Below are 17904 nucleotides of genomic sequence, written 5' to 3' on the forward strand. Positions count from 1 at the left end.
GCACACCGCCCGCACCCGCAGTGCCGCCCGCGCCGCCCGCAGCCTCCGCACGGCCCGAGCTCTCCGCGTCGCCTGTGCCGTCCCCGTCGCCAGTCCCGGTCCCCCTGGAGTGGCCGCCTTCCGGCCCCGGGGCGGAAGCGGGAGGTGACGGTCTCGCGCCGGCCTCCTCCTCCGCCGCCCGCGCCACCGCCCGCACGATCGACACATAGGCACCGCAGCGACACAGGTTTCCGCTCATCCGTTCCCGGATCTCATCGGCGGTGAGCGCGGGCACCCCTGCCTCGGGCCGCACGTCGGCGGTGACGGCGCTCGGCCAGCCCGCCGCATGCTCCTCGATCACCGCGATCGCCGAACAGATCTGGCCCGGTGTGCAGTAGCCGCACTGGTAGCCGTCCAGATCGAGGAACGCCTGCTGCACCGGATGCAGCCGCTCACCCTCCGCCACGCCCTCGATCGTGGTGATCACGCGCCCCTCCGCGGCCACCGCGAGTTGCAGGCACGCGACGGCCCGGCGCCCGTCGATCAGCACCGTACAAGCCCCGCACTGGCCGTGGTCACAGCCCTTTTTACTGCCCGTCAGATCGAGGTGCTCGCGCAGCGCGTCGAGCAGAGTGGTGCGGTGGTCGACGGGCAGCGTGTACTTCTCGCCGTTGACGTTCAGGGTGATGACGCTGGACGTCGATAGGGCCATGTTCAGCCTTCTTTCGCGGGTGTGAGGGCGCGGCGGATGTGGGCGCACGCGGGCCCGGAAGCCGACGCGGGGCCGGCTCGGACATCGAGCGTTTCCTGTCGCACGGGAGCCAGGGCGCCGGACGCAAGGCCCCCGGAGAGAGCTCGAAAGGCGGATCTCGGAAGACGAATAGGGAGAAGACGGTGTGGTGGGCAACGGCGTCAGCTCAGGCGCCGACGTCACGGGCGCTGGACGGAATGCAGGTCATGGTGGCCACCGGTCATCCACATCGGCCGGTTCTGCCGCTATGGTGGACCTAATCGGACAGCTGTCCGTTACCTGAAGAACTTACCGGACACCTGTCCGCTTAGCAAGACCCGGCCCACCGCGCATTCCGAAAGGAGGACGAGTGCAGCAGAAGAAGGACGCGCCCCTGCGCTCGGACGCGCAACGGAATCGCGAGCGCATCCTGGAAGTGGCCCTGGAGGAGCTCACCCACTCCGCCGACGCCCCGCTGAGCTCCATCGCGAAGAAGGCATGCGTCGGGCAGGGGACCTTCTACCGCCACTTCCCCAACCGCGAGTCGCTGGTCCTGGAGGTCTACCGCCACGAGGTCCAGCAAGTCGCCGACACCGCGGCCCAGTTGCTGGAATCCCGCCCACCCGACGAGGCCCTGCGGGAGTGGATGGACCGCCTCGCCCAGTACGCCATGGCCAAGGCCGGCCTGGCCGACGCCATGCGCCGCACCACCTGCAAACAGAACGCCCTGGCCGGCCTGGGCCACGGCCCCGTCGCCTCCGCCGTCACCCTCCTCCTCAAGGCCAACGAGGAAGCCGGCACCATCCGCCCCGGAGTCACCCCCGACGACTTCACCCTCGCCATCGCCGGCCTCTGGCAACTCGACCCCCACACCCACTGGCAATCCCGCGCCGAACGCCTCCTGAACCTCGTCATGGACGGCCTGCGCGCGGGGGCTCCCGCCGGACGAAGTGGCCTCTGACAGGCACCGACACGCTCAGCAGCCCCGACCCCAATGCACCCCCAGCATCTAGATCCAGACATCAAGCAACACCCCGCTCCTTACCCACACTCGCCCAACTGCCATATATAGGCGCCTTAAGCCGACTTACCCCACCCCGCACAGCGCACCATTTTCGGACAGACGTGCCATATCTCGTTTGTGTGCGGGCCTCCGCCCCCATACTTTGTGGCGCGATCACGGGGCCATGGCAGCAGGCGAGTGCCTCGGTCGGGGGAGGGCGCGTCAGATGGTGGAGAAGGCGATCGCGGGGTTCGCCGTCGCAGCAGCGGCTTCGATGGAGGCACCGTCGACCGCGGCGTGGGCACTCCCCGTACCGTTGCCGGCCTCGATCGCCACCAGCGCGCTCGCCACCGGCCGGCTTACCGCCCCGCGATCGAGCCGGTGGCGTCCCGATGGTGCATGACATATCCCCACGCCGGTACCGGAACCGTCCGGGTGACGTCGAGGCGTTCCGCCAGGCAGACATGCCACCCACAACCCGCCAGGCCAAGAGGGGCACCGTCCGGCACGGTCGCATGGTCCTCTGCGCCGGTCCAGCCGCCCTGGCCCTCGTCCTCGGCCTGTGGGGCATCACGCGCGAGCACAGCATGTGGCGGGACGAGGCGGCGACCTGGCAAGCGGCACACCGATCACTGGCCGAGATAGGGCACATGGTCGGCCATGTCGACGTGGTGCACGGCTTGTACTACGCGGTGATGCACGGGGTGTTCGCCCTCTTCGGCGACAGCCTGATCACCCTGCGGCTGCCCTCGGTACTCGCCACGGCCGCTGCCTGCACACTGACGGCGCTGACCGGCGCTCGGCTGTCGGGACGCTGGGTGGGGATCGGCGCAGGGCTCGCCCTCCCGGTCGTTCCCGCTGTCCAGGAGTACGCCCAGGAGGGCCGGTCCTACGCCCTGGTCCTCGCCTTCGTGGCGCTCGCGACCTGGCTTCTGGTCCGCGCCCTTGCGCAGCCGAACTCCCGGCGGTGGGCTGGGTATGCGGCGGCGTTGCTGATCGCCGCGCTGCTCAACTGGTTCTCGCTGTTCGCGCTGGCCGCACACGCGGTCACCACGCTCCTGGCCCGCCCTGGCCGGGCCAGGAGCATCGGATGGGCGCTCGCCGCCACCGGGGCGGTGGCCGGGGCCCTGCCGGTGGTGCTGATCAGCCGGGCTCAGGCCGAGCAGGTTTCGTGGATCAAGCCGCTCGGATGGCCGACAGTGCTCGGTGTGCTGATCACCGTGACCATCAGCGCTCTCTGCGCCCGCACGCCGCACGCACGGCTGCCGAAGAACTTGAGGAGGGATCGCCCGCACCCGCGTGTGAGCCTCGCGGCCGTCGCGCTCCCGCTGTGCGCGGTGCCCCAGATCGGCCTGGCCGCGGTCTCCCTCGTCAAACCCCTCTACATCACCCGCTACGTCCTGTTCGCATACCTGGGCCTCGCGCTCCTCATCGGAGCCCTACTGGCCACGCTCACCGTGCGTATCAGAAAACACCCCCGCCTCCTGTTGCCCGCCACCCTCACCGTGGCCCTCCTGGCACTGCTCCCCACCGAGCTACGGCTGCGTACCGCCCAGAGCCGCGTCGATGACGTACTGACCGCAGCATCCCTCGTCGCCCACGCGCGCCACGCCGCCGACGGCGTGCTCTACATTCCCGCCGCGCGCCGCGACACCGCCCTCGTCTCACCCCACGAGTTCGCCGGACTACGAGACCTGGCCCTGGCCCAGAGCCCGGTGACGTCCGGCACGTTGAAAGGCATCGAGGCGGGCCTGAGCGACATAGCACGAGCAGTACGGAGCGCACAGCGCATAGTCCTCGTCACCGACCCCGGACTGCTTCCGGCCGACTCGGCACGTGACCGCGCCAAGCAACGCGCCCTCGCAGAGCACTTCGCGCTCCGCTCGGACAGCATCGAGCGGGGCCGCCGGGTGAGCGTCTACGAACGAGTGAAGTGACCCAGTGCCCAGTGCCCCAGTGCCCCGGTCGGAAGCACGTAGGCGGGTCGTGAAGGCCACGAGAGGGGCGAACCCACCGACTCTGTGCCGACCCAGGACACCGGAAGCCGCTGCTCCGGCAGGTCAAGGCCGAGGCTGCCGAGGCCAATCCCCTAGGCACGCCCGCACAGGTCCCGCACCACGGCCCGTTGCTGGTAGCCGGCCGACTTGTAAGTGGCGACGGCGGCGACGTTGGAGCTCGGGGTGCAGACGAGCGCACTCGACGAGCCGAGTTCCTGGAGTGCGGCCGCCGCGGCGACGCTGATCGCCGTGCCCAGGACAATCGCCATACTCCCGATGACACAGCACGGCAGCGACGGTCCGCGCCTGGATTTCGGCCGAGCTGCGCGGTGCGATGCGTGCGTTGCAGGTTCGAGGGCTCGGGCCGGTCGCAGCAGCTCCCCGGCCGCCGGTCTGCAGGGTCCGGAGACCTCACCTCTACTACGGCCACCAGGAATCGGCGGTCGGTACGTTCCAGATCCCGGCTGTTCCGGCGGCGACTGTCTGCCCGTCGCCACTGGAACAACCGGGCCGACCGCCTTCTCCACCGAGCGGCCGAGTTGTCACGCTCTGCCGGTCACACGTCACGGTTCTGTAATACCGCGATCCAGGCATCAACGTGCAGGGCGCTGACGGCATCTCACCTCGCAGCTACGACATGAGGAGTTCGAGATGCTTCGTCGGCCTTTACGCCTGATCGCCGTGCCGATCGCGGCTGTCGCCCTGCCCCTGACCGTCGCCGGCCACCAGGCCGTCGCGGCCGCCGCGCCGACCCCGGGTGGCGCGGCACGGTCCTCCGGCAACGCCACTACGGTGACGGCCCCGTGCCTGGCCGGTGCCGCGACGATGGTCGGCGACCTCGACGGTGACGGTCACGCCGACAAGATCAGCAACCCGGGTCTCACCGGTACCAGGATGACGGTGCAGTGGGGGGCCGCGAACGGCTCGTTCGGCAAGCCGTACGCCGTCAGTGCCCTCCTCGGCGCGAAGAAGGGCGAGGTCACCTCCGCCGCGGTCGCCGACTTCCAGCGCGACGGCACCCTGGACATGGTCGTCAACATCGTCAAGCCGGCCGACGGCGACGACCCCGCGACGGCACGCGTGGCGCAGTACCGCCCCGGCCCCCTCAAGCGGGCCGACCTGGCCTCCGCCAAGGCCCGGCACTCCGACATCGGCGACCACGGCGAGGCCCAGCAGCTCCGGATCGCCAACTACGGCGGCGACGCCTACCCGGACCTCGCGATCCTCAACAACTCCGGTGACGGCGGACTGGACCGCGACGTACGCCTGACGAAACCGGCCACCGGACCGGGGCACTTCGACTACGACCTCCAGGTCAAGTACGGCGCGTTCGGCACCACCTCCGAGCCACCGGCCATGCCCGGCGACGGCTGGAAGCACTTCTACACGCCCTGCTCCTGACCCCCATCGGGCGCCGACGACCCTCCGGATGCCGGTGGCGTCCGACGCCGGAGCGGGCCGGAACACGGGTGAAAGGTGCCGCCCTCGGCCCCGGCCCGCCCCATGACACCCACCAAGAGCCGAAAGAAGCGCCCTGGCCATTGCACGGAGATCAGTCGGAGCTGTGCTGCCAGCGGGGTACCTCCACACCCGTAGGGCGCACGGTTCGGCGAAAGGAGCTGTTCCGGATGGTACGTCGAGTTCGTGTGCTGCTACTGACCGCTTTGCTGCTGGTGACGGGCGTGGTGATGGCGTCCACGCCGGCCTCCGCCGTCATCGGCGGGTCGCAGAGCACCTACGGCCCCTGGGCGGTGCGCATGCTCGTCGACGGCAAACCGGAGTGCACCGGTACGGCCGTCACACGCGAGTGGATCCTCAGCGCCTCGCACTGCTTCTTCGAGCAGGCACAGCCGATCGCCGACAAGCGGATCTCGTTCCGGATCGGCAACCTCGACATGCGGAAGGGCACCACCGTCCGACCGGTACCCGGTCGGCGCGCCGGAAGCGCGCACGCCGACATGATGCTCATCAAGGTCCCGCCGATGAACATCCGCACGGCGCCCCTGGCCACGGCCCCGGTGCACCCCGGGCAGGCCGTACGCCAATACGGGTGGGGCGCCACCTGCACCGGCGACGAGAACACCTGCCAGTCCCCCGTGCTCAAGCAGTCGGACCTGCGGGTCGTACGGCCGGACGACCCGCGGTGCGAGGGCTACACCGCGCCGGGCGGCTCGGACTTCTGCATGGAAAAGGTGTCCGGGATTCCCGCCGGCGGCGACTCCGGCGGCCCGGTGATGAGCATCGCCCCACAGGGCACCGAAACCCTCCTCGGCGTCTTTGACGGCTCCGACCGGGAACACATCGCCCAGGCCGGCGAGGTCTCCCAGCAACTCGCCTGGATCCGCTCGGTCACCCGGCAGTAACACGACCGTCGGCAGGAGCGGACACCCACGACGCCCGCGCATGGCAGCCACACACGGGCAGTCGCGCACAGCAGTCGCGTACGCACCCCGCCATCTCGACACCTCGATATCTCGACATCTCGCCCCTCGACGTATGGCACCAACGCCTCAAACGTCTTCCCGTCGCCCACACAGCCCGTGCGTGGATGCCCGGACGCCCGTCAGTCAGCGCGCCAAGACGGTGTCCACGAAGGCCGCCAGTCGGTCCCTCATCCCCCGGGGGCTCACACCCTCCGCCCCTGCGAGGTGCTCGACCAGGTCGGCCCGGGTGGCCGCCAACAGGGCATGCGCCGTGAAGTCGGCGTCGTCGTCACCCTTACCGGGAAGCCGGCTCAGAGCGTCCCGGAGGATGCCGTGCCACCAGGCGTAATGCGCCGCCTGGTACGGGCTGCCGCTGCCGGCCTCCTCCAGGGCGAGCGAGAGGTGCCGGTTGTCGAGCTTGAACTGCAGGAGCGCGTCGAGCACGGCCGGCACCCGTTCACGCGGCGGGGTGGCGGGGCCGAGCGGTGCGGGGCCGGCCTCCACGGCTGACCGCAGCGGCTCGATGCGGGACTCGAAGACCGCCCGGACCAGGCCGGTGCGGTCGCCGAAGCGGCGGAAGAGGGTGCCCTTGCCGACGCCGGCCGCCGCCGCGACATCGTCCATCGACACGCCACGCGGGCTCTCGCTGCGCGCGAAGAGTTCGTCGGCCGCGGCCAGGACCGCCTCCCGGTTGCGGAGCGCGTCAGCGCGGGCGGCCTTGCGTTCGGCCATGGGAAGCCTCCCCTTTACGAAACGGACCGACGGTCCGTATAGTCAGGCAACAGCCAAGCGGACCACCGGTCCGTATACTCCGCAGTCTAGAGGCGAGGCATTCCCATGCGCGACACCGACCCCGCGGAGCTCTTCCGCCACGGCTTGCAACTGTTGCTGGACAAGGACATGGACGGCTGGGTCGACCTGTGCGACGACCGGGCGGTCTTCGAGTTCCCCTTCGCCCCGGCCGGCTACCCCGCACGGCTCGACGGCAAGGCGGCGATCGCCGCCTACCTGCGCGACTATCCCGACCACATCGACCTCCAGGACTTCCCCCACCTGGAGATCCACCGGACCGACGCCCCGGGCACCCTCGTCGTCGAAATGCGCGCCGCCGGCCGGGTAGTGGCGACCGGAGAGCCGTACGAGATGCCCTACGTCGCCGTGGTGACGGTCGCCGACGGACGCATCACGCACTACCGCGACTACTGGAACCCGCTGGCGATCCCGGCATCCATGGGCGAGGCGAAGGCCGCATGACCGATCACCACACCGTCCTGGTCACCGGCGCCACCGGCACCACCGGCAGCCGCGTCGTGGCCCGCCTGGCCGCCGGCGGCCACACCGCCGTCGCCACGAGCCGCCGTGCGTCCCTGCCCACGGGCGCCGCACGGGCCGTCCGCTTCGACTGGTACGACCCCGCCGGCCACGGCGCGGCGCTGCACGGCGCGGACCGGCTGTACCTCGTGCCGCCCATCGGGGACCCCGAACCGGCCGCGGTGATGCTGCCCTTCCTCCGACAGGCGCGGGCGGCCGGAGTGCGCCGGGCGGTCCTGCTCGGTTCGTCGGCCATCCCGGCCGACGGCCCCGGAGTGGGGCAGGTGCACACGGCGCTTCCCGGACTGTTCGAGGAGTGGGCCGTGCTCCGCCCCTCCTGGTTCATGCAGAACTTCACCGGCGACCACCTGCACGCCGAGAGCATCCGGTCGGAGGGCGTGATCCGCACGGCCACCGGCACCGGTCGCGTCGGCTTCATCGACGCCGACGACATCGCCGCCGTCGCGGCACGCCTCCTCACCGACGCCTCCGCACCACCCGCCACCGACCTGGTACTCACCGGCCCGCAGACACTGAGCCACAACGACGTCGCCACCCTCTTCACAGAAGCGACCGGCCACCCCGTACGCCACCTGCCACTCACCCCCGAGCAACTACGCGACCGCCTGTCCACCACACTGCCCGAGGCATTCGCCGACCTGCTGACCGACCTGGACCGGGCAATCGCCACCGGAGCCGAGAACCGGGTGACCGACACAGTGGAACGCATTACCGGACGCCCACCACGCACCCTCCGCGAGGTGGTGGAGAAGTGGTCCTCATCCTCCTCGGCCGCCCGACACGAAAGTTGATCGCGCCTGGACTGTAGTTCTCGCTTCCCGGCTTCCGTGGGGGGAGGGGCCGGAATGGAGGAGGGTCGGGTGCAGACCCGAGTTTCGGCATACGCCATCGCGAGGAATGACGACCCGCTGCTCCGTCGTCGACTTCATATCCTCAGCACCGGCGGTAGCCGAGACCGGCGGATCCACTGACGCGGCAGCCCGGATTCCCACGACGGATCTGCGGGACTCCATGCTGTCACCAGCGGCTGCCGACACCCGTCTCAACCAGGGGCAGGGCCATGACCGAACAGGTACGCCGGGTGAAGGTGCAGGAAACGGCCTCCACACCACAACGCCCCTTCGAAATCCACTGGTCACAGAGGCTGCGGGCGAGAAGAATCCCTGCTCATGACCTTGCTGACCCACTGGCCGCTGGCGGGCCTGCGATTGACCACACCCCGGCTGGAACTACGGTGGCCGACCCCGGACGATCTCGCTGCGTTGGCTTCGCTGGCGGCCGATGGTGTGCATGACCCGGCGGTGCAGCCGTTCACCGTGGCGTGGACGGATGCCGCACCTGAGCTGCGCGCTCGGAGCGTCCTGCAGTTCCACTGGCGCTGCTGGGGCGAGTGGCAGCCGGAGAACTGGGAACTGAACCTGGCGGTCGTACGGGACGGCACTGTCGTCGGTACACAGGGCATCAGTGCCCGGGACTTCTCGGTCCGTCGTGAGGTGGGCACCGGCTCCTGGCTGGGCAGGAGCCACCACCGTCAGGGCCTGGGCACCGAGATGCGCGCGGCGGTTCTCCACCTGGCCTTTGCCGGACTCGGTGCGCAGGACGCCGTCTCGGGGGCGTACGAGGACAACACGGCCTCACTGGAGGTTTCGCGCAAACTTGGCTATCGCGAGGACGGCATGGAACGTCATGCCGTACGTGCCGAGCCCGTCGTGCTGCGCAGGCTCCGCCTTACGGCTGAACAGTGGCAGCAACACCAACTCGTCCCGGTGGAGACGGCGGGCCTGCAGGAGTGCCTCCCATGGTTCGGACTGACGACGTAGCTGTGTGGCGGCGGCCCGGAGATCCCCCCGGGGCAGCCTGCGATCACCCCGGGGCAGCCTGCGAGACGACGGCATCGGTTGCGGCAGCGTCAGGTCAGGCCGCCGCAGCAAACGGTCGCCTATCCCGCCGGACGCCCTACTCGCCGCGGATGCGGGCGCGTTCGCGGCCCTAACGATCGATACCGCGCCGCAGGAGTATCCGTCTCGGCGGCAGATCGAACGAACTGCTGGTCAACGTCCCATGTTCAGCCAGCGTCGCGCCCCGGCACCCAACGTGCCGGGGCGTGCTCTCCCGAGAAGCGACTCGGTGCGCGGCCGCGGGCAGTGGCCGTGCCGACTGCGCACGGCCGTGCTGCCGTCTCAGCGGACGTGCACCGTCACCACGTCGGAGGCGTGCAGGCGCACGGGATTCTGGTCGTGCGGGCTGGTCAGGCCGTACAGCACCGCACGGAACTGCAGGTCGCCGCGGCGCGCGGACGTGCCGTGTGCGGTGATGTGCGCGTCACCCTCCACCGCGGCGCTGCAATTCTCCTGGTGCCAGCCTTCGCCGAAGCCCTTCTCCTCCAGGCACAGCTGATGCAGGAAGCCGGCGCTGTCATCGCCGCCGTGCGCCTTCACGGTGATGGTCTTGCCGACCTGCGCGGTGCCCGGCGCCGTGATGTCCACGCCCCCCTTGGCGAACGCGGGCCCGGCGGCCAGAGCCACCGAGGCCAGCCCCAGCGCCCCGATCACCGCCACACGGCCGCCCCGCATCTTGCTCCCGGTCTTCTTCGTCCTGGTCATGGACTTCCCCTCCCGCGGGTCCCCCACTTGGTGAGACCCACCGTTCGCGAAAGCGCCCGGTGCGCCTCGCCGACTCTCCAGATGAGCCCGCCGCCCCGCACGTTGCCCCTCGCCCAACACCGTTACAAATTGCCGATATAGACCGCTAACCAGGTCCTGATCCCCTCAACAGTCGCCACATCGCTTCTTGGGAGCGGTAGTCCGCCGACCTGAGCACTCCGACGAAGCGCCTGGGCGGTTTCTCAACGCCGCCGGCCGCGAGTGCCGAAGAGTCGGCGCCTCACCGCGAACGCAGGGCACGGGGACCGGAGCGCCATGGTCGCCGATGGAAGCGGGGGCTCAGTCCTCTCTTCGACGAGCAGGGCGAGTCGAGTCGTCACATCGTCGGCGAAGTGGGAGAGCAGGCGGACGAGGTCGTCCCGGTCCTGGCGGGGCCAGTCGGCAAATGTGTCGGTGAACCAGCCGAGCAGCAAGGCGAGATAGCGGTTGGGTTCTCGGTCCCGGCACCGGTGGGTTCGATGGGGCGAGCCCAGGCGTCATGCGGGTCAGGGATACGGCGGACGCGGTCGCGCTTCCCCAGCATCGGACCTCGCGGGTGATGTGCGGGGGCTCAGAACCTGCATACGGTCGGCGATCTCGCCGATCCGAAAGGGTTCACCGGCCGTGCGCCACAGTGACGAGCACGCCCACTGCGGAGCGGTCGCACCCCAGGTCCGCCTCCTGGTCGGCGCGTTCGACAAGGCGACTCCCGGGCGACAGCGGCGCCGAGCCGCGTTGGAGCGTTGCCCTGGTCGGCGCGTACGTCCTGGCCGGCGAACTGGCCATGCACTCCGGCCACACCGCCGCCTTCGCGGCATATGAGCGCCGGCTGCGCCCCTTCGCCGAGCGCAACCAGGCGCTGGCCACCAGGGGCGACACCGCGGTGACACCGACGACACGGGAACAACTGGAGTCCCGCAACGCCCTGTTGCGCGACCCGGAGTCCATCGCGAAGGAGATGGCAACGGCGAGCGCACAGGCAGGTCGTACCGCACACTCGGGCCTGCTGCTGCCGGAGTACGCCGGGGTGCTGTGACCCCGGCGTAGCTCTCGCCCCTCCCCAGCCCTCCTCGACATCACCACGAACACCCCGGTTGGAGCACCAGCACCACGCACGGACACCGACCTTGATGGGGACCCCATAGAAGGCCGGGCCTCCGTGGCGATGGCGAGCCTCGCCTCTCGGGATTGACCGCGACGCCCTGCCGGGTTCTGCCGCTGAAAGACGATCAGCCGAGGAACTCCTGGGAAGGGAACCGTCAAGGCGAACCCGGTGACGAACTGCTGTTGCGGACCCCTGGGGGCCTGGTCGGCGTGACGGGCTGATCCTGATCAGTTCATCCCTCCGGATCGACCACCCCGGTTTCGAAGGCCAGGACGACCGCCTGGGTGCGATTGCCGACGCCCAACTTGGCCAGCACATTGCCCACATGGGTCTTCACGGTCTCCAGGCTCACCACCATTCGGGCGGCGATGTCCTGGTTGGACAGCCCACGCGCCATGAGACGTAGTGTCTCTGTCTCACGGCCGGTGAGTGCAGTGGTCACGGAGGTATCTCGTCGAACGGGCCGCCCCGCGGCCATCTGGCGGACCGCGTCCGGGAACAATACGGAGTCGCCGGCCGCCACCAACCGGATAGCGTGCGCAATCTGCTGTGAGGGGGCCCGCTTGCGGATGAACCCGCTGGCCCCGGCCCGCAGGGCGTCCCAGACGTACTCGTCGTTCTCGAACGTGGTGATCACCACGACCTTCGGCGGGTCGGGCAGCGCCCGCAGCCGCCGGGTGGCCTCGATTCCGTCCACCCGTGGCATGCGGACATCCATCAGCACCACGTCCGGTCGCAGCCGGGTCACTGCGGCAACCACCTCGGCGCCGTCGTCAGCCTCGCCGACCACGTCCAGGTCGGGCTTGGCCGACAGCAGCGTCCGCAGACCGGTACGCGTCAGTTCGTCGTCGTCCACGATGAGCACGGTGACGGTCGGGTCGACATCCGGGCCCGGAGCTGCGGAGGCGTTCATGACACCGACCGTAGCGGTATCCGGACCAGCAGCCGCCACCGGCTTTCCCCTGCGTCCGGGCCGCCCACGCCGCTCCCACAGCCGCCGCATTCCCTGCCGTCCCCACCGACGCGGCAGCCGCTGCAGTCGCCCTCAACGACACCGGCGTGCGTCGTTCCCCGCAGCAGCCGCACCCGGTCCCTGATCCCCTGCACCCCCTGTCCCCCGGCCCGCTGCCGGGCACGTTCCCCCGTGCCGACCGGATTGGTCAGCTCCAGCTCGAGCCACCCGTCCCGCACCGTCGTCCGCAGCCGGATGCCTGCTTTCCCGCCGTGCCGCAAGGCGTTGGTCAGGCCCTCCTGGACGACCCGGTATGCCTCCCGCGACACCGTGGCCGGCACCAGAGCCAGGTCGCCGTGAACCTGCACCGCCAATTCCGCGCCGGCTCCACGCACACGTTCCACCAGCGGGCCGAGGTCGCTGAGGGTCGGCCGGGGCACTGTGGACGGCCGTTCCTCCCGCAGCATCCCGAGCACGTGATCGAGATCGTCCATGGCGGCCCGTGATGTCTCCTCAATGCTGTTCAGAGCACGTCTGGCCCCCGCCGGGTCACTGTCCATCAGCTCCACGGCCACCGCGGCCTGGATCGTGGACGCCGTCAGGGTATGGCCGATCGAATCGTGCAACTCCTGTGCCAGTCGGTTGCGTTGCGCCAACAGGTTCATCTGCTCCTCGGCGGCGGCCAGCCGCTCCCCGGGCCGGTGGCCGAGGAGCACCGGCGCAAGCCGTCGGAGCAGCACCGCTCCGCCGAGCGTGACCCCGGCCGCAAGCGCCAGGCATCCCACGGCCGGCAGCAGCGCCCACGTACCCCGCCACCCCTCCCCGATCCACAGGGACAGCCCGAAGACGGTCATGCGCTCCTCGCCACCCAGCCAGACCGAGGGAAACGCGACAGCGCCGAACACGGCCAGGCAGGAGACTGCTGTCACCACCCCACCGAGCACCATGTGCGGCACCAGCCACACCACAGTGCGCAACCGGTTCACCCAGCGCGGTCCCGTCGTGTCCACCGGCTCGGGCAGACCGGCCCCCAGCAAGCCGTTGGCCAGCCACACACTCGCGCGCCTGGCCGACCGAGGAGCGCCCATGGCCACGGTCACCACGGTGAACGCACACACGAAGCCCAGCACACGGAGCCCCGCCGGCCACCTCGGCGGCGCGAACAGCAGCGCCGCCGTCAGCGGCGGCAAGCTCAAGGCCGCGCCCAGGGCCGCATACACCCAGTCCCGGAACCCGGTCCCGCACGAAAGCGGGCGATTTAATTTGTCCACGGCCGGACCGTACCCCGGCGCCGCGCCCAGTCGCCTCCCCCGAAAGCGCCAGAACGCACCCCGAAATAGAGGGAATCGGAATTCGCTCTCGACAGCGATACAAAACCCCTCCGCTTGATGTGAGAGTGAAGAGGCCAGGCGGCCACCGCAGAGAAAACAGCGCCGGCGAAAAGCATCACCCGCAGGCCCCTTCATACCGAACGCGGTAACGGATTCCCCACCCCGAAAGAGACGAAATGCAATATTCAATGCTCACCCACCATGCGAAACCCGTCACCCGCAAAGGCGTGACAGTCTTCCTGCTCATTTCCTTCGCCGGCACCTGGCTCTGGCTGCTGTTCGCGCGAGTGGTCCTGGGCCTGTCCTCGCTCCATCCCCTCCTGCAACTACCCGGCTTCTGCATGCCCGGAATCGCCGCGGTGGTGGTCCGCCGCTGGATCACGAGCGAAGGCTTCGCCGACGCCGGACTGAAGCTCCACCTCAAGACGGCCTGGCGTTACTACGGCGTGGCCTGGCTGGGCCCGCCGCTCATCGGGGCGGCCACGCTGGCTCTCGCCGCTGCGCTCGGCCTGTGGGACCCGGACCTGTCCGGCCCGGGCGGCTTACCCGGTACCAAAGAACTGGCGACCGTCCTCGGCCTCATGATGGTGGCCCTGTTCCTCACCCCCCTCTACGCGGGCGAGGAATTCGGCTGGACCAGCTACCTCAGACCGCGTCTTTTCGGCGGCCGTACTGCGCCTTCCACCATCGCCACGGGGCTGATATGGGCGGTGTGGCACTTTCCACTGGCCTTCATTGGATACGCCGAATTCACCAACCTGGTGACCGGCCTGGCGGTGTGGACTCTGTCCTTCCAGCTCCAGGAGATCATTCTCATGTGGCTGTATCAGCGCAGCGGCAGCGTCTGGGTCGCGAGCCTGGCCCACGCCGGAAACAACATGGTCCTCTTCCTGATCCTCGGTGAAACCCTGGACGGGAAGGCAGGCCTGGGCACAATCACCCCGATGCTGCTGGCCCTCGCCCCCATGGCCGTCATCTGCCTGTGGCTCGTCGGCACCCGACGACTGACCCGCGAGCGCCGGCTCCCGAACCCGCTGCTCGCAGGGCACGTCGCCCGAACGGATTGAGGGCATAACGCGAAGCACTCTGGGGAGCGCCCACGACCTCCAGTGGAACCGATCGCCACCACCACACCAGCCGTTCCACACCCGCACCGGCCGTTCCACACCGCCCACGCCGGCACGGCCGCACAGAAGGCGACGGCTGCGAAGTCGCCGACACCGAGCCCGCCCCCGGACACGGAGGCTGAACCAGTGTCACGGCGATCAGTCGCACTCGGCCCCCCGGTAAGCCAAGGGCTCCAGGTCGAGGGGACTCGCGGCGCTCTCCGGCTCGTGGGCGATCCGAACCCCCTGCCCCGCCCGAGCTGGGCAGGGGGCACCTCGCGCTCTCAGCGCCAGAACTCCACCCGGGGAGACGGGCGTCTACCTGGTTCAGTTCGCGCTGCCTACTCCACCGCATACAGCAGGTTGTACTCAGCACCATCCGCCCTGAAGCGGAGACTGCGCTCACCAGGCGTATCCGTGATCCACTGCTCCCCGAGCCTGCCGTCCCCGATTGCTCCGCCGGCCTCCCCAAGAGAGACAGCAATCGTCCCCGTGAAGTCGCAGTCGTACTTGACGGTGAACATCCGGTCGCCCAGCACCGTCCCGTTCCACACGGTGCCACGATTCTGGACAACAAGCTTCGGCTCGTCGAAACCGCTCCAGCCCTCAGTCGTGACGCACTTGAGCTTCTCCAGATAGAGCTTGGCCATACCGTCCCCTGTGAAGGATCCTCCCCGACACTCACATCCTGCCGAGCCTCAATAAACGATCACTAAACGAATGAAGGCGGTATGCCGGCGGTGGCAGGCGACGACCCGGCGGCGAGAGCCATCGGCGAACACCGCGGCCGGTCCCGCGGGTCCAGCACCGCGCAGGGAGAGGTCACGCAGCCGGTCAACGCCCCCGTTCGTTCCGTGACCATCCGCTCGGCAAGCTCCACTGCCGTGGACCGGGCCAGGCTTGAGTGCACGTCAGGCCCGAGACGTGGTCGTCGCCTTCTTCGACGACCACATCAGGTGGGACGCGATGGTGCAGTTCCCGGCGGAATCGATGCTCAGCCGTACTGCCACGCACCGCACTCTCCTACTCCCGCTGGCCACCGCGCCGGAGGGTCGACTCCATGTTCTGGCCGGCTCGGTCTCCGCGTTGCTATGCGGCCGTCTCTGCTTCACCAGCGGCCGGCCGTGGTCTCGGACGTCGTCGACGGCCAGGGGAACATCCGTTCCGCTGCCGCTGGATCCGGCAGCCCCGGGCCCTGGCCGGAGCCCGGATGAAGAAGACGTTGCCGTGGGCGCCGGAGGCGTCCCAGGCAACGTGCACGAGCGATCCCGAGGGCAGAGCAGAGCGACCAGGAGAGCCGCAGGCTCACCCGTCACCGGGGCGGATCAGGAACTGGACGGGAACCATCCGCCGGAAGCAGCGGACTTATGGAGCAAGCCAGCGCACCGTCGTCCACTGTCGACCGGCGCCGGCTTGACCGGAGTCCGAGTGAGCAATCAGGAGACGGGTCGATGGAGCACGGGAACCCGCTCAGACCGTCAAACCGTCAGCCATGACCGCCTGTCCCCGCTTTTCGGTCGGGACCTTCGCAGCGCCCGCAGCATCCGCGGGCGCTTCACCAGCCAAAGGAGAAAGCCAATGCCTTTACGCGTTCAGATCCTCATGTACGACGGGGTGGAGGAGCAGGACTTCATCGGGCCGCGTGACGTTCTCGGTCACGCTGAGCGGGCGGGCGCCAAGGTACAAACGACACTGGTGCGGCCATCGGCCCCTGGCGAGGTGACATGCTTCTTCGGCACCAGAGTCACCGTGCCGACCGCATGGGAGCCTGCCGACTCCGACCTTCTGATCGTGCCGGGCGGCGGCGACCAGTTGATCAAGAGTCCGGATGTCCTGCGGAACCTCGTACGGGCACATCAGGCCGGGGTCATCGTCGCCGGTGTCTGCACAGGGGTCATGGTGCTGTCCGCAGCAGGCTTGACCGCAGGCCGTCCGTGCACGACACACCACCTCGCCAAGGCCGAGCTGGCCGCACAGGGAGGAACGGTGATCGACGCACGAGTCGTCGACGACGGCAATCTGGTGACCGCGGGCGGTGTCACCAGCGGAATCGACCTGGCGCTCTGGATGATCACCCGCGAGTGCGGACCATCCATCGCCCTCAGCGTCGAGTCCATCATGGAATACGAGCAGCGCGGCGTCGTCTGGCGAAGCTCCTGACCGCCGTCGCACTGGGACATCCTCGCTGTCGCCACTCAGAGCGTGCCGCCGACCGCTGACAACCACCGTCCCCCGGGCGCGGACCACCCCTCCCCCGGTTTTCTACCCGCACGAGGCCGTTGACCTTCCGAGGAGCTAGGTCATGTCCGCAAAGTCGTTGGTTCGTTGGTCTGTTCGTGGTGCGTCGTCATGAGCTGACTGATGAGTCGTGGGCGGTGATCGAGCCGTTGTTTGCGCCGTCGCGGATGGGGCGGCCGGTGCGGGACCGTCGCCAGGTGGTCAACGGGGTCCTGTGGAAGTTGTCCACCGGGGCCGCCTGGCGGGACCTGCCCGAACGCTACGGACCGTGGAAGACGGTCTACGAACGCTTCCGCCGCTGGTCGGCCGACGGCACCTGGGACCGCGTGCTGGCCCACGTCCAGCAGCATTCCGACGCCGTCGGCACAGTCGACTGGTCCTTGCTGTGCATCGACTCCACGACCGCGCGGGCTCATCAGCACGCGGCCGGGGCCCGAAAAAGGGGCAGGACTGGCCGGGCGAGGCCATCGGCAGATCCCGCGGCGGACTGACCACCAAGATCCATCTCGCCTGCGACGGACACGGCCGCCCCCTGGCTTTCACCCTCACCGCCGGCAACGTCAACGACTGCACCCAGTTCGAAGCCGTGATGGCAGCCGTCCGCATCCAGCGATGCGGGCCCGGCCGCCCCCGGACCAGACCTGACCGAGTGGCCGCGGACAAGGGCTACTCGTCCACCAAGATCCGCGCCTACCTGCGCAAACGCGGGATCAAGGCCGCGATCCCGGAACGGATCGACCAGATCAACGGCCGCATCCGCAGAGGCGAGAGCCTCTGCCGCCTCGACCGGACCGCCTACCGCCGCCGCAACGTCGTCGAACGCTGCTTCAACAGGCTCAAGCACCACAAACCCTCGCCACCCGCTACGACAAACGCGCCCGCCACTACAAAGCCATGGTCACCCTCGCCTGCCTGCAACTCTGGCTCCCCTGACTTTGCGGACACGCCCTAGGCGTCTGCCATCTCCGGCAAGCCCCGGTAAGGGCACCCTTGAGCCTGGCTCGGGACATGGCAGACAGACCGGAGCCGAGTAAATGCCACGAGGACTGGCGGGGCCTCCGACAGG

At 69.3% G+C, this 17904-nt stretch carries 16 protein-coding genes and 3 pseudogenes; 11 read left to right on the top strand and 8 right to left on the bottom strand.

Going from position 1 to position 17904, the window contains the following annotated elements:
• Positions 1-154: 154 nt before the first annotated feature.
• Positions 155-691 (bottom strand): annotated as a pseudogene (locus tag K7396_RS04845) (2Fe-2S iron-sulfur cluster-binding protein); the annotation flags it as partial.
• A gap of 388 nt (positions 692-1079) precedes the next feature.
• Between K7396_RS04845 and K7396_RS04850 the strand changes: the two are divergent.
• Positions 1080-1670 (top strand): TetR/AcrR family transcriptional regulator, encoded by a 591-nt coding sequence (locus tag K7396_RS04850; RefSeq protein ID WP_086719366.1) that lies wholly within the window; start codon positions 1080-1082, stop codon positions 1668-1670.
• Between the two features lie 264 nt (positions 1671-1934).
• On the opposite strand, the gene K7396_RS35625 is transcribed toward K7396_RS04850, so the two are convergent.
• A complete protein-coding gene (locus K7396_RS35625) occupies positions 1935-2063 on the bottom strand; it encodes a hypothetical protein (RefSeq protein ID WP_263295769.1) in 129 nt (42 codons plus the stop codon).
• A 164-nt stretch (positions 2064-2227) separates the two neighbouring features.
• Here K7396_RS35625 and K7396_RS04855 point away from each other — a divergent pair, with 164 nt between their 5' ends.
• Entirely contained in the window at positions 2228-3649 is a 1422-nt protein-coding gene (locus K7396_RS04855) for a glycosyltransferase family 39 protein (RefSeq protein WP_167392795.1), read from the top strand.
• A 152-nt stretch (positions 3650-3801) separates the two neighbouring features.
• On the opposite strand, the pseudogene K7396_RS04860 reads toward K7396_RS04855, so the two are convergent.
• Positions 3802-3963 (bottom strand): annotated as a pseudogene (locus K7396_RS04860) (GNAT family N-acetyltransferase); the annotation flags it as partial.
• Positions 3964-4360: 397 nt separating this feature from the next.
• Here K7396_RS04860 and K7396_RS04865 point away from each other — a divergent pair.
• Positions 4361-5110: an FG-GAP repeat domain-containing protein gene (locus K7396_RS04865; protein WP_152105095.1), complete on the top strand. Its 750-nt coding sequence runs from the start codon at positions 4361-4363 to the stop codon at positions 5108-5110.
• A 227-nt stretch (positions 5111-5337) separates the two neighbouring features.
• The gene (locus tag K7396_RS04870; protein ID WP_086718263.1) at positions 5338-6072 is read left to right on the top strand and encodes a S1 family peptidase; all 735 of its coding nucleotides are present in this window, start codon (positions 5338-5340) and stop codon (positions 6070-6072) included.
• A 204-nt stretch (positions 6073-6276) separates the two neighbouring features.
• Here the strand turns inward: K7396_RS04870 and K7396_RS04875 are convergent, their stop codons facing one another.
• A complete protein-coding gene (locus K7396_RS04875) occupies positions 6277-6864 on the bottom strand; it encodes a TetR/AcrR family transcriptional regulator (RefSeq protein WP_086718262.1) in 588 nt (195 codons plus the stop codon).
• 105 nt (positions 6865-6969) lie between these two features.
• On the opposite strand from K7396_RS04875, the gene K7396_RS04880 reads away from it, so the two are divergent.
• From K7396_RS04880 to K7396_RS04890, 3 genes are all read left to right on the top strand, one after another.
• Complete coding sequence (locus tag K7396_RS04880; protein WP_086718261.1) at positions 6970-7386, top strand: nuclear transport factor 2 family protein; 417 nt, start codon at positions 6970-6972, stop codon at positions 7384-7386.
• Positions 7383-8255, top strand: coding sequence for an NAD(P)H-binding protein (locus K7396_RS04885; protein WP_086718260.1), 873 nt, complete (start codon positions 7383-7385; stop codon positions 8253-8255). The genes K7396_RS04880 and K7396_RS04885 overlap by 4 nt, the downstream gene beginning before the upstream one ends.
• A 378-nt stretch (positions 8256-8633) precedes the next feature.
• The gene (locus tag K7396_RS04890; protein ID WP_086718259.1) at positions 8634-9284 is read left to right on the top strand and encodes a GNAT family N-acetyltransferase; all 651 of its coding nucleotides are present in this window, start codon (positions 8634-8636) and stop codon (positions 9282-9284) included.
• A 360-nt stretch (positions 9285-9644) separates the two neighbouring features.
• On the opposite strand, the gene K7396_RS04895 is transcribed toward K7396_RS04890, so the two are convergent.
• Positions 9645-10067, bottom strand: coding sequence for a hypothetical protein (locus tag K7396_RS04895; protein WP_086718258.1), 423 nt, complete (start codon positions 10065-10067; stop codon positions 9645-9647).
• A 673-nt stretch (positions 10068-10740) separates the two neighbouring features.
• Here K7396_RS04895 and K7396_RS04900 point away from each other — a divergent pair.
• Positions 10741-11142, top strand: coding sequence for a Rossmann-fold NAD(P)-binding domain-containing protein (locus K7396_RS04900; RefSeq protein ID WP_308686921.1), 402 nt, complete (start codon positions 10741-10743; stop codon positions 11140-11142).
• A gap of 301 nt (positions 11143-11443) precedes the next feature.
• Here the strand turns inward: K7396_RS04900 and K7396_RS04905 are convergent, their stop codons facing one another.
• The gene (locus tag K7396_RS04905) at positions 11444-12124 is read right to left on the bottom strand and encodes a response regulator transcription factor (protein WP_086718257.1); all 681 of its coding nucleotides are present in this window, start codon (positions 12122-12124) and stop codon (positions 11444-11446) included.
• On the bottom strand, positions 12121-13434 hold the full coding sequence (locus K7396_RS04910) for a sensor histidine kinase (RefSeq protein ID WP_170314310.1): 1314 nt from the start codon (positions 13432-13434) through the stop codon (positions 12121-12123). The genes K7396_RS04905 and K7396_RS04910 overlap by 4 nt, the downstream gene beginning before the upstream one ends.
• A gap of 248 nt (positions 13435-13682) precedes the next feature.
• On the opposite strand from K7396_RS04910, the gene K7396_RS04915 reads away from it, so the two are divergent.
• On the top strand, positions 13683-14561 hold the full coding sequence (locus K7396_RS04915) for a CPBP family intramembrane glutamic endopeptidase (protein WP_086718255.1): 879 nt from the start codon (positions 13683-13685) through the stop codon (positions 14559-14561).
• Between the two features lie 380 nt (positions 14562-14941).
• Here the strand turns inward: K7396_RS04915 and K7396_RS04920 are convergent, their stop codons facing one another.
• A complete protein-coding gene (locus K7396_RS04920) occupies positions 14942-15250 on the bottom strand; it encodes a hypothetical protein (RefSeq protein ID WP_086718254.1) in 309 nt (102 codons plus the stop codon).
• A 778-nt stretch (positions 15251-16028) separates the two neighbouring features.
• Here K7396_RS04920 and K7396_RS04925 point away from each other — a divergent pair.
• Together K7396_RS04925 and K7396_RS04930 are read left to right on the top strand one after the other, a co-directional pair.
• Entirely contained in the window at positions 16029-16760 is a 732-nt protein-coding gene (locus K7396_RS04925; protein WP_223659653.1) for a DJ-1/PfpI family protein, read from the top strand.
• Between the two features lie 179 nt (positions 16761-16939).
• Positions 16940-17771, top strand: a pseudogene (locus K7396_RS04930) (IS5 family transposase).
• Positions 17772-17904 lie beyond the last annotated feature (133 nt).

It is taken from the genome of Streptomyces angustmyceticus, assembly GCF_019933235.1.
Classification (GTDB): Bacteria; Actinomycetota; Actinomycetes; order Streptomycetales; family Streptomycetaceae; genus Streptomyces; species Streptomyces angustmyceticus.

Excerpts from the sequence above, each read along its gene's own strand:
- K7396_RS04855 (WP_167392795.1), top strand. The coding sequence starts at position 2,228 with ATGGTCCTCTGCGCCGGTCCAGCCGCCCTGGCCCTCGTCCTCGGCCTG.
- K7396_RS04865 (WP_152105095.1), top strand. The coding sequence starts at position 4,361 with ATGCTTCGTCGGCCTTTACGCCTGATCGCCGTGCCGATCGCGGCTGTC.
- K7396_RS04870 (WP_086718263.1), top strand. The coding sequence starts at position 5,338 with ATGGTACGTCGAGTTCGTGTGCTGCTACTGACCGCTTTGCTGCTGGTG.
- K7396_RS04875 (WP_086718262.1), bottom strand. The coding sequence starts at position 6,864 with ATGGCCGAACGCAAGGCCGCCCGCGCTGACGCGCTCCGCAACCGGGAG.
- K7396_RS04880 (WP_086718261.1), top strand. The coding sequence starts at position 6,970 with ATGCGCGACACCGACCCCGCGGAGCTCTTCCGCCACGGCTTGCAACTG.
- K7396_RS04885 (WP_086718260.1), top strand. The coding sequence starts at position 7,383 with ATGACCGATCACCACACCGTCCTGGTCACCGGCGCCACCGGCACCACC.
- K7396_RS04890 (WP_086718259.1), top strand. The coding sequence starts at position 8,634 with ATGACCTTGCTGACCCACTGGCCGCTGGCGGGCCTGCGATTGACCACA.
- K7396_RS04895 (WP_086718258.1), bottom strand. The coding sequence starts at position 10,067 with ATGACCAGGACGAAGAAGACCGGGAGCAAGATGCGGGGCGGCCGTGTG.
- K7396_RS04905 (WP_086718257.1), bottom strand. The coding sequence starts at position 12,124 with ATGAACGCCTCCGCAGCTCCGGGCCCGGATGTCGACCCGACCGTCACC.
- K7396_RS04915 (WP_086718255.1), top strand. The coding sequence starts at position 13,683 with ATGCTCACCCACCATGCGAAACCCGTCACCCGCAAAGGCGTGACAGTC.
- K7396_RS04920 (WP_086718254.1), bottom strand. The coding sequence starts at position 15,250 with ATGGCCAAGCTCTATCTGGAGAAGCTCAAGTGCGTCACGACTGAGGGC.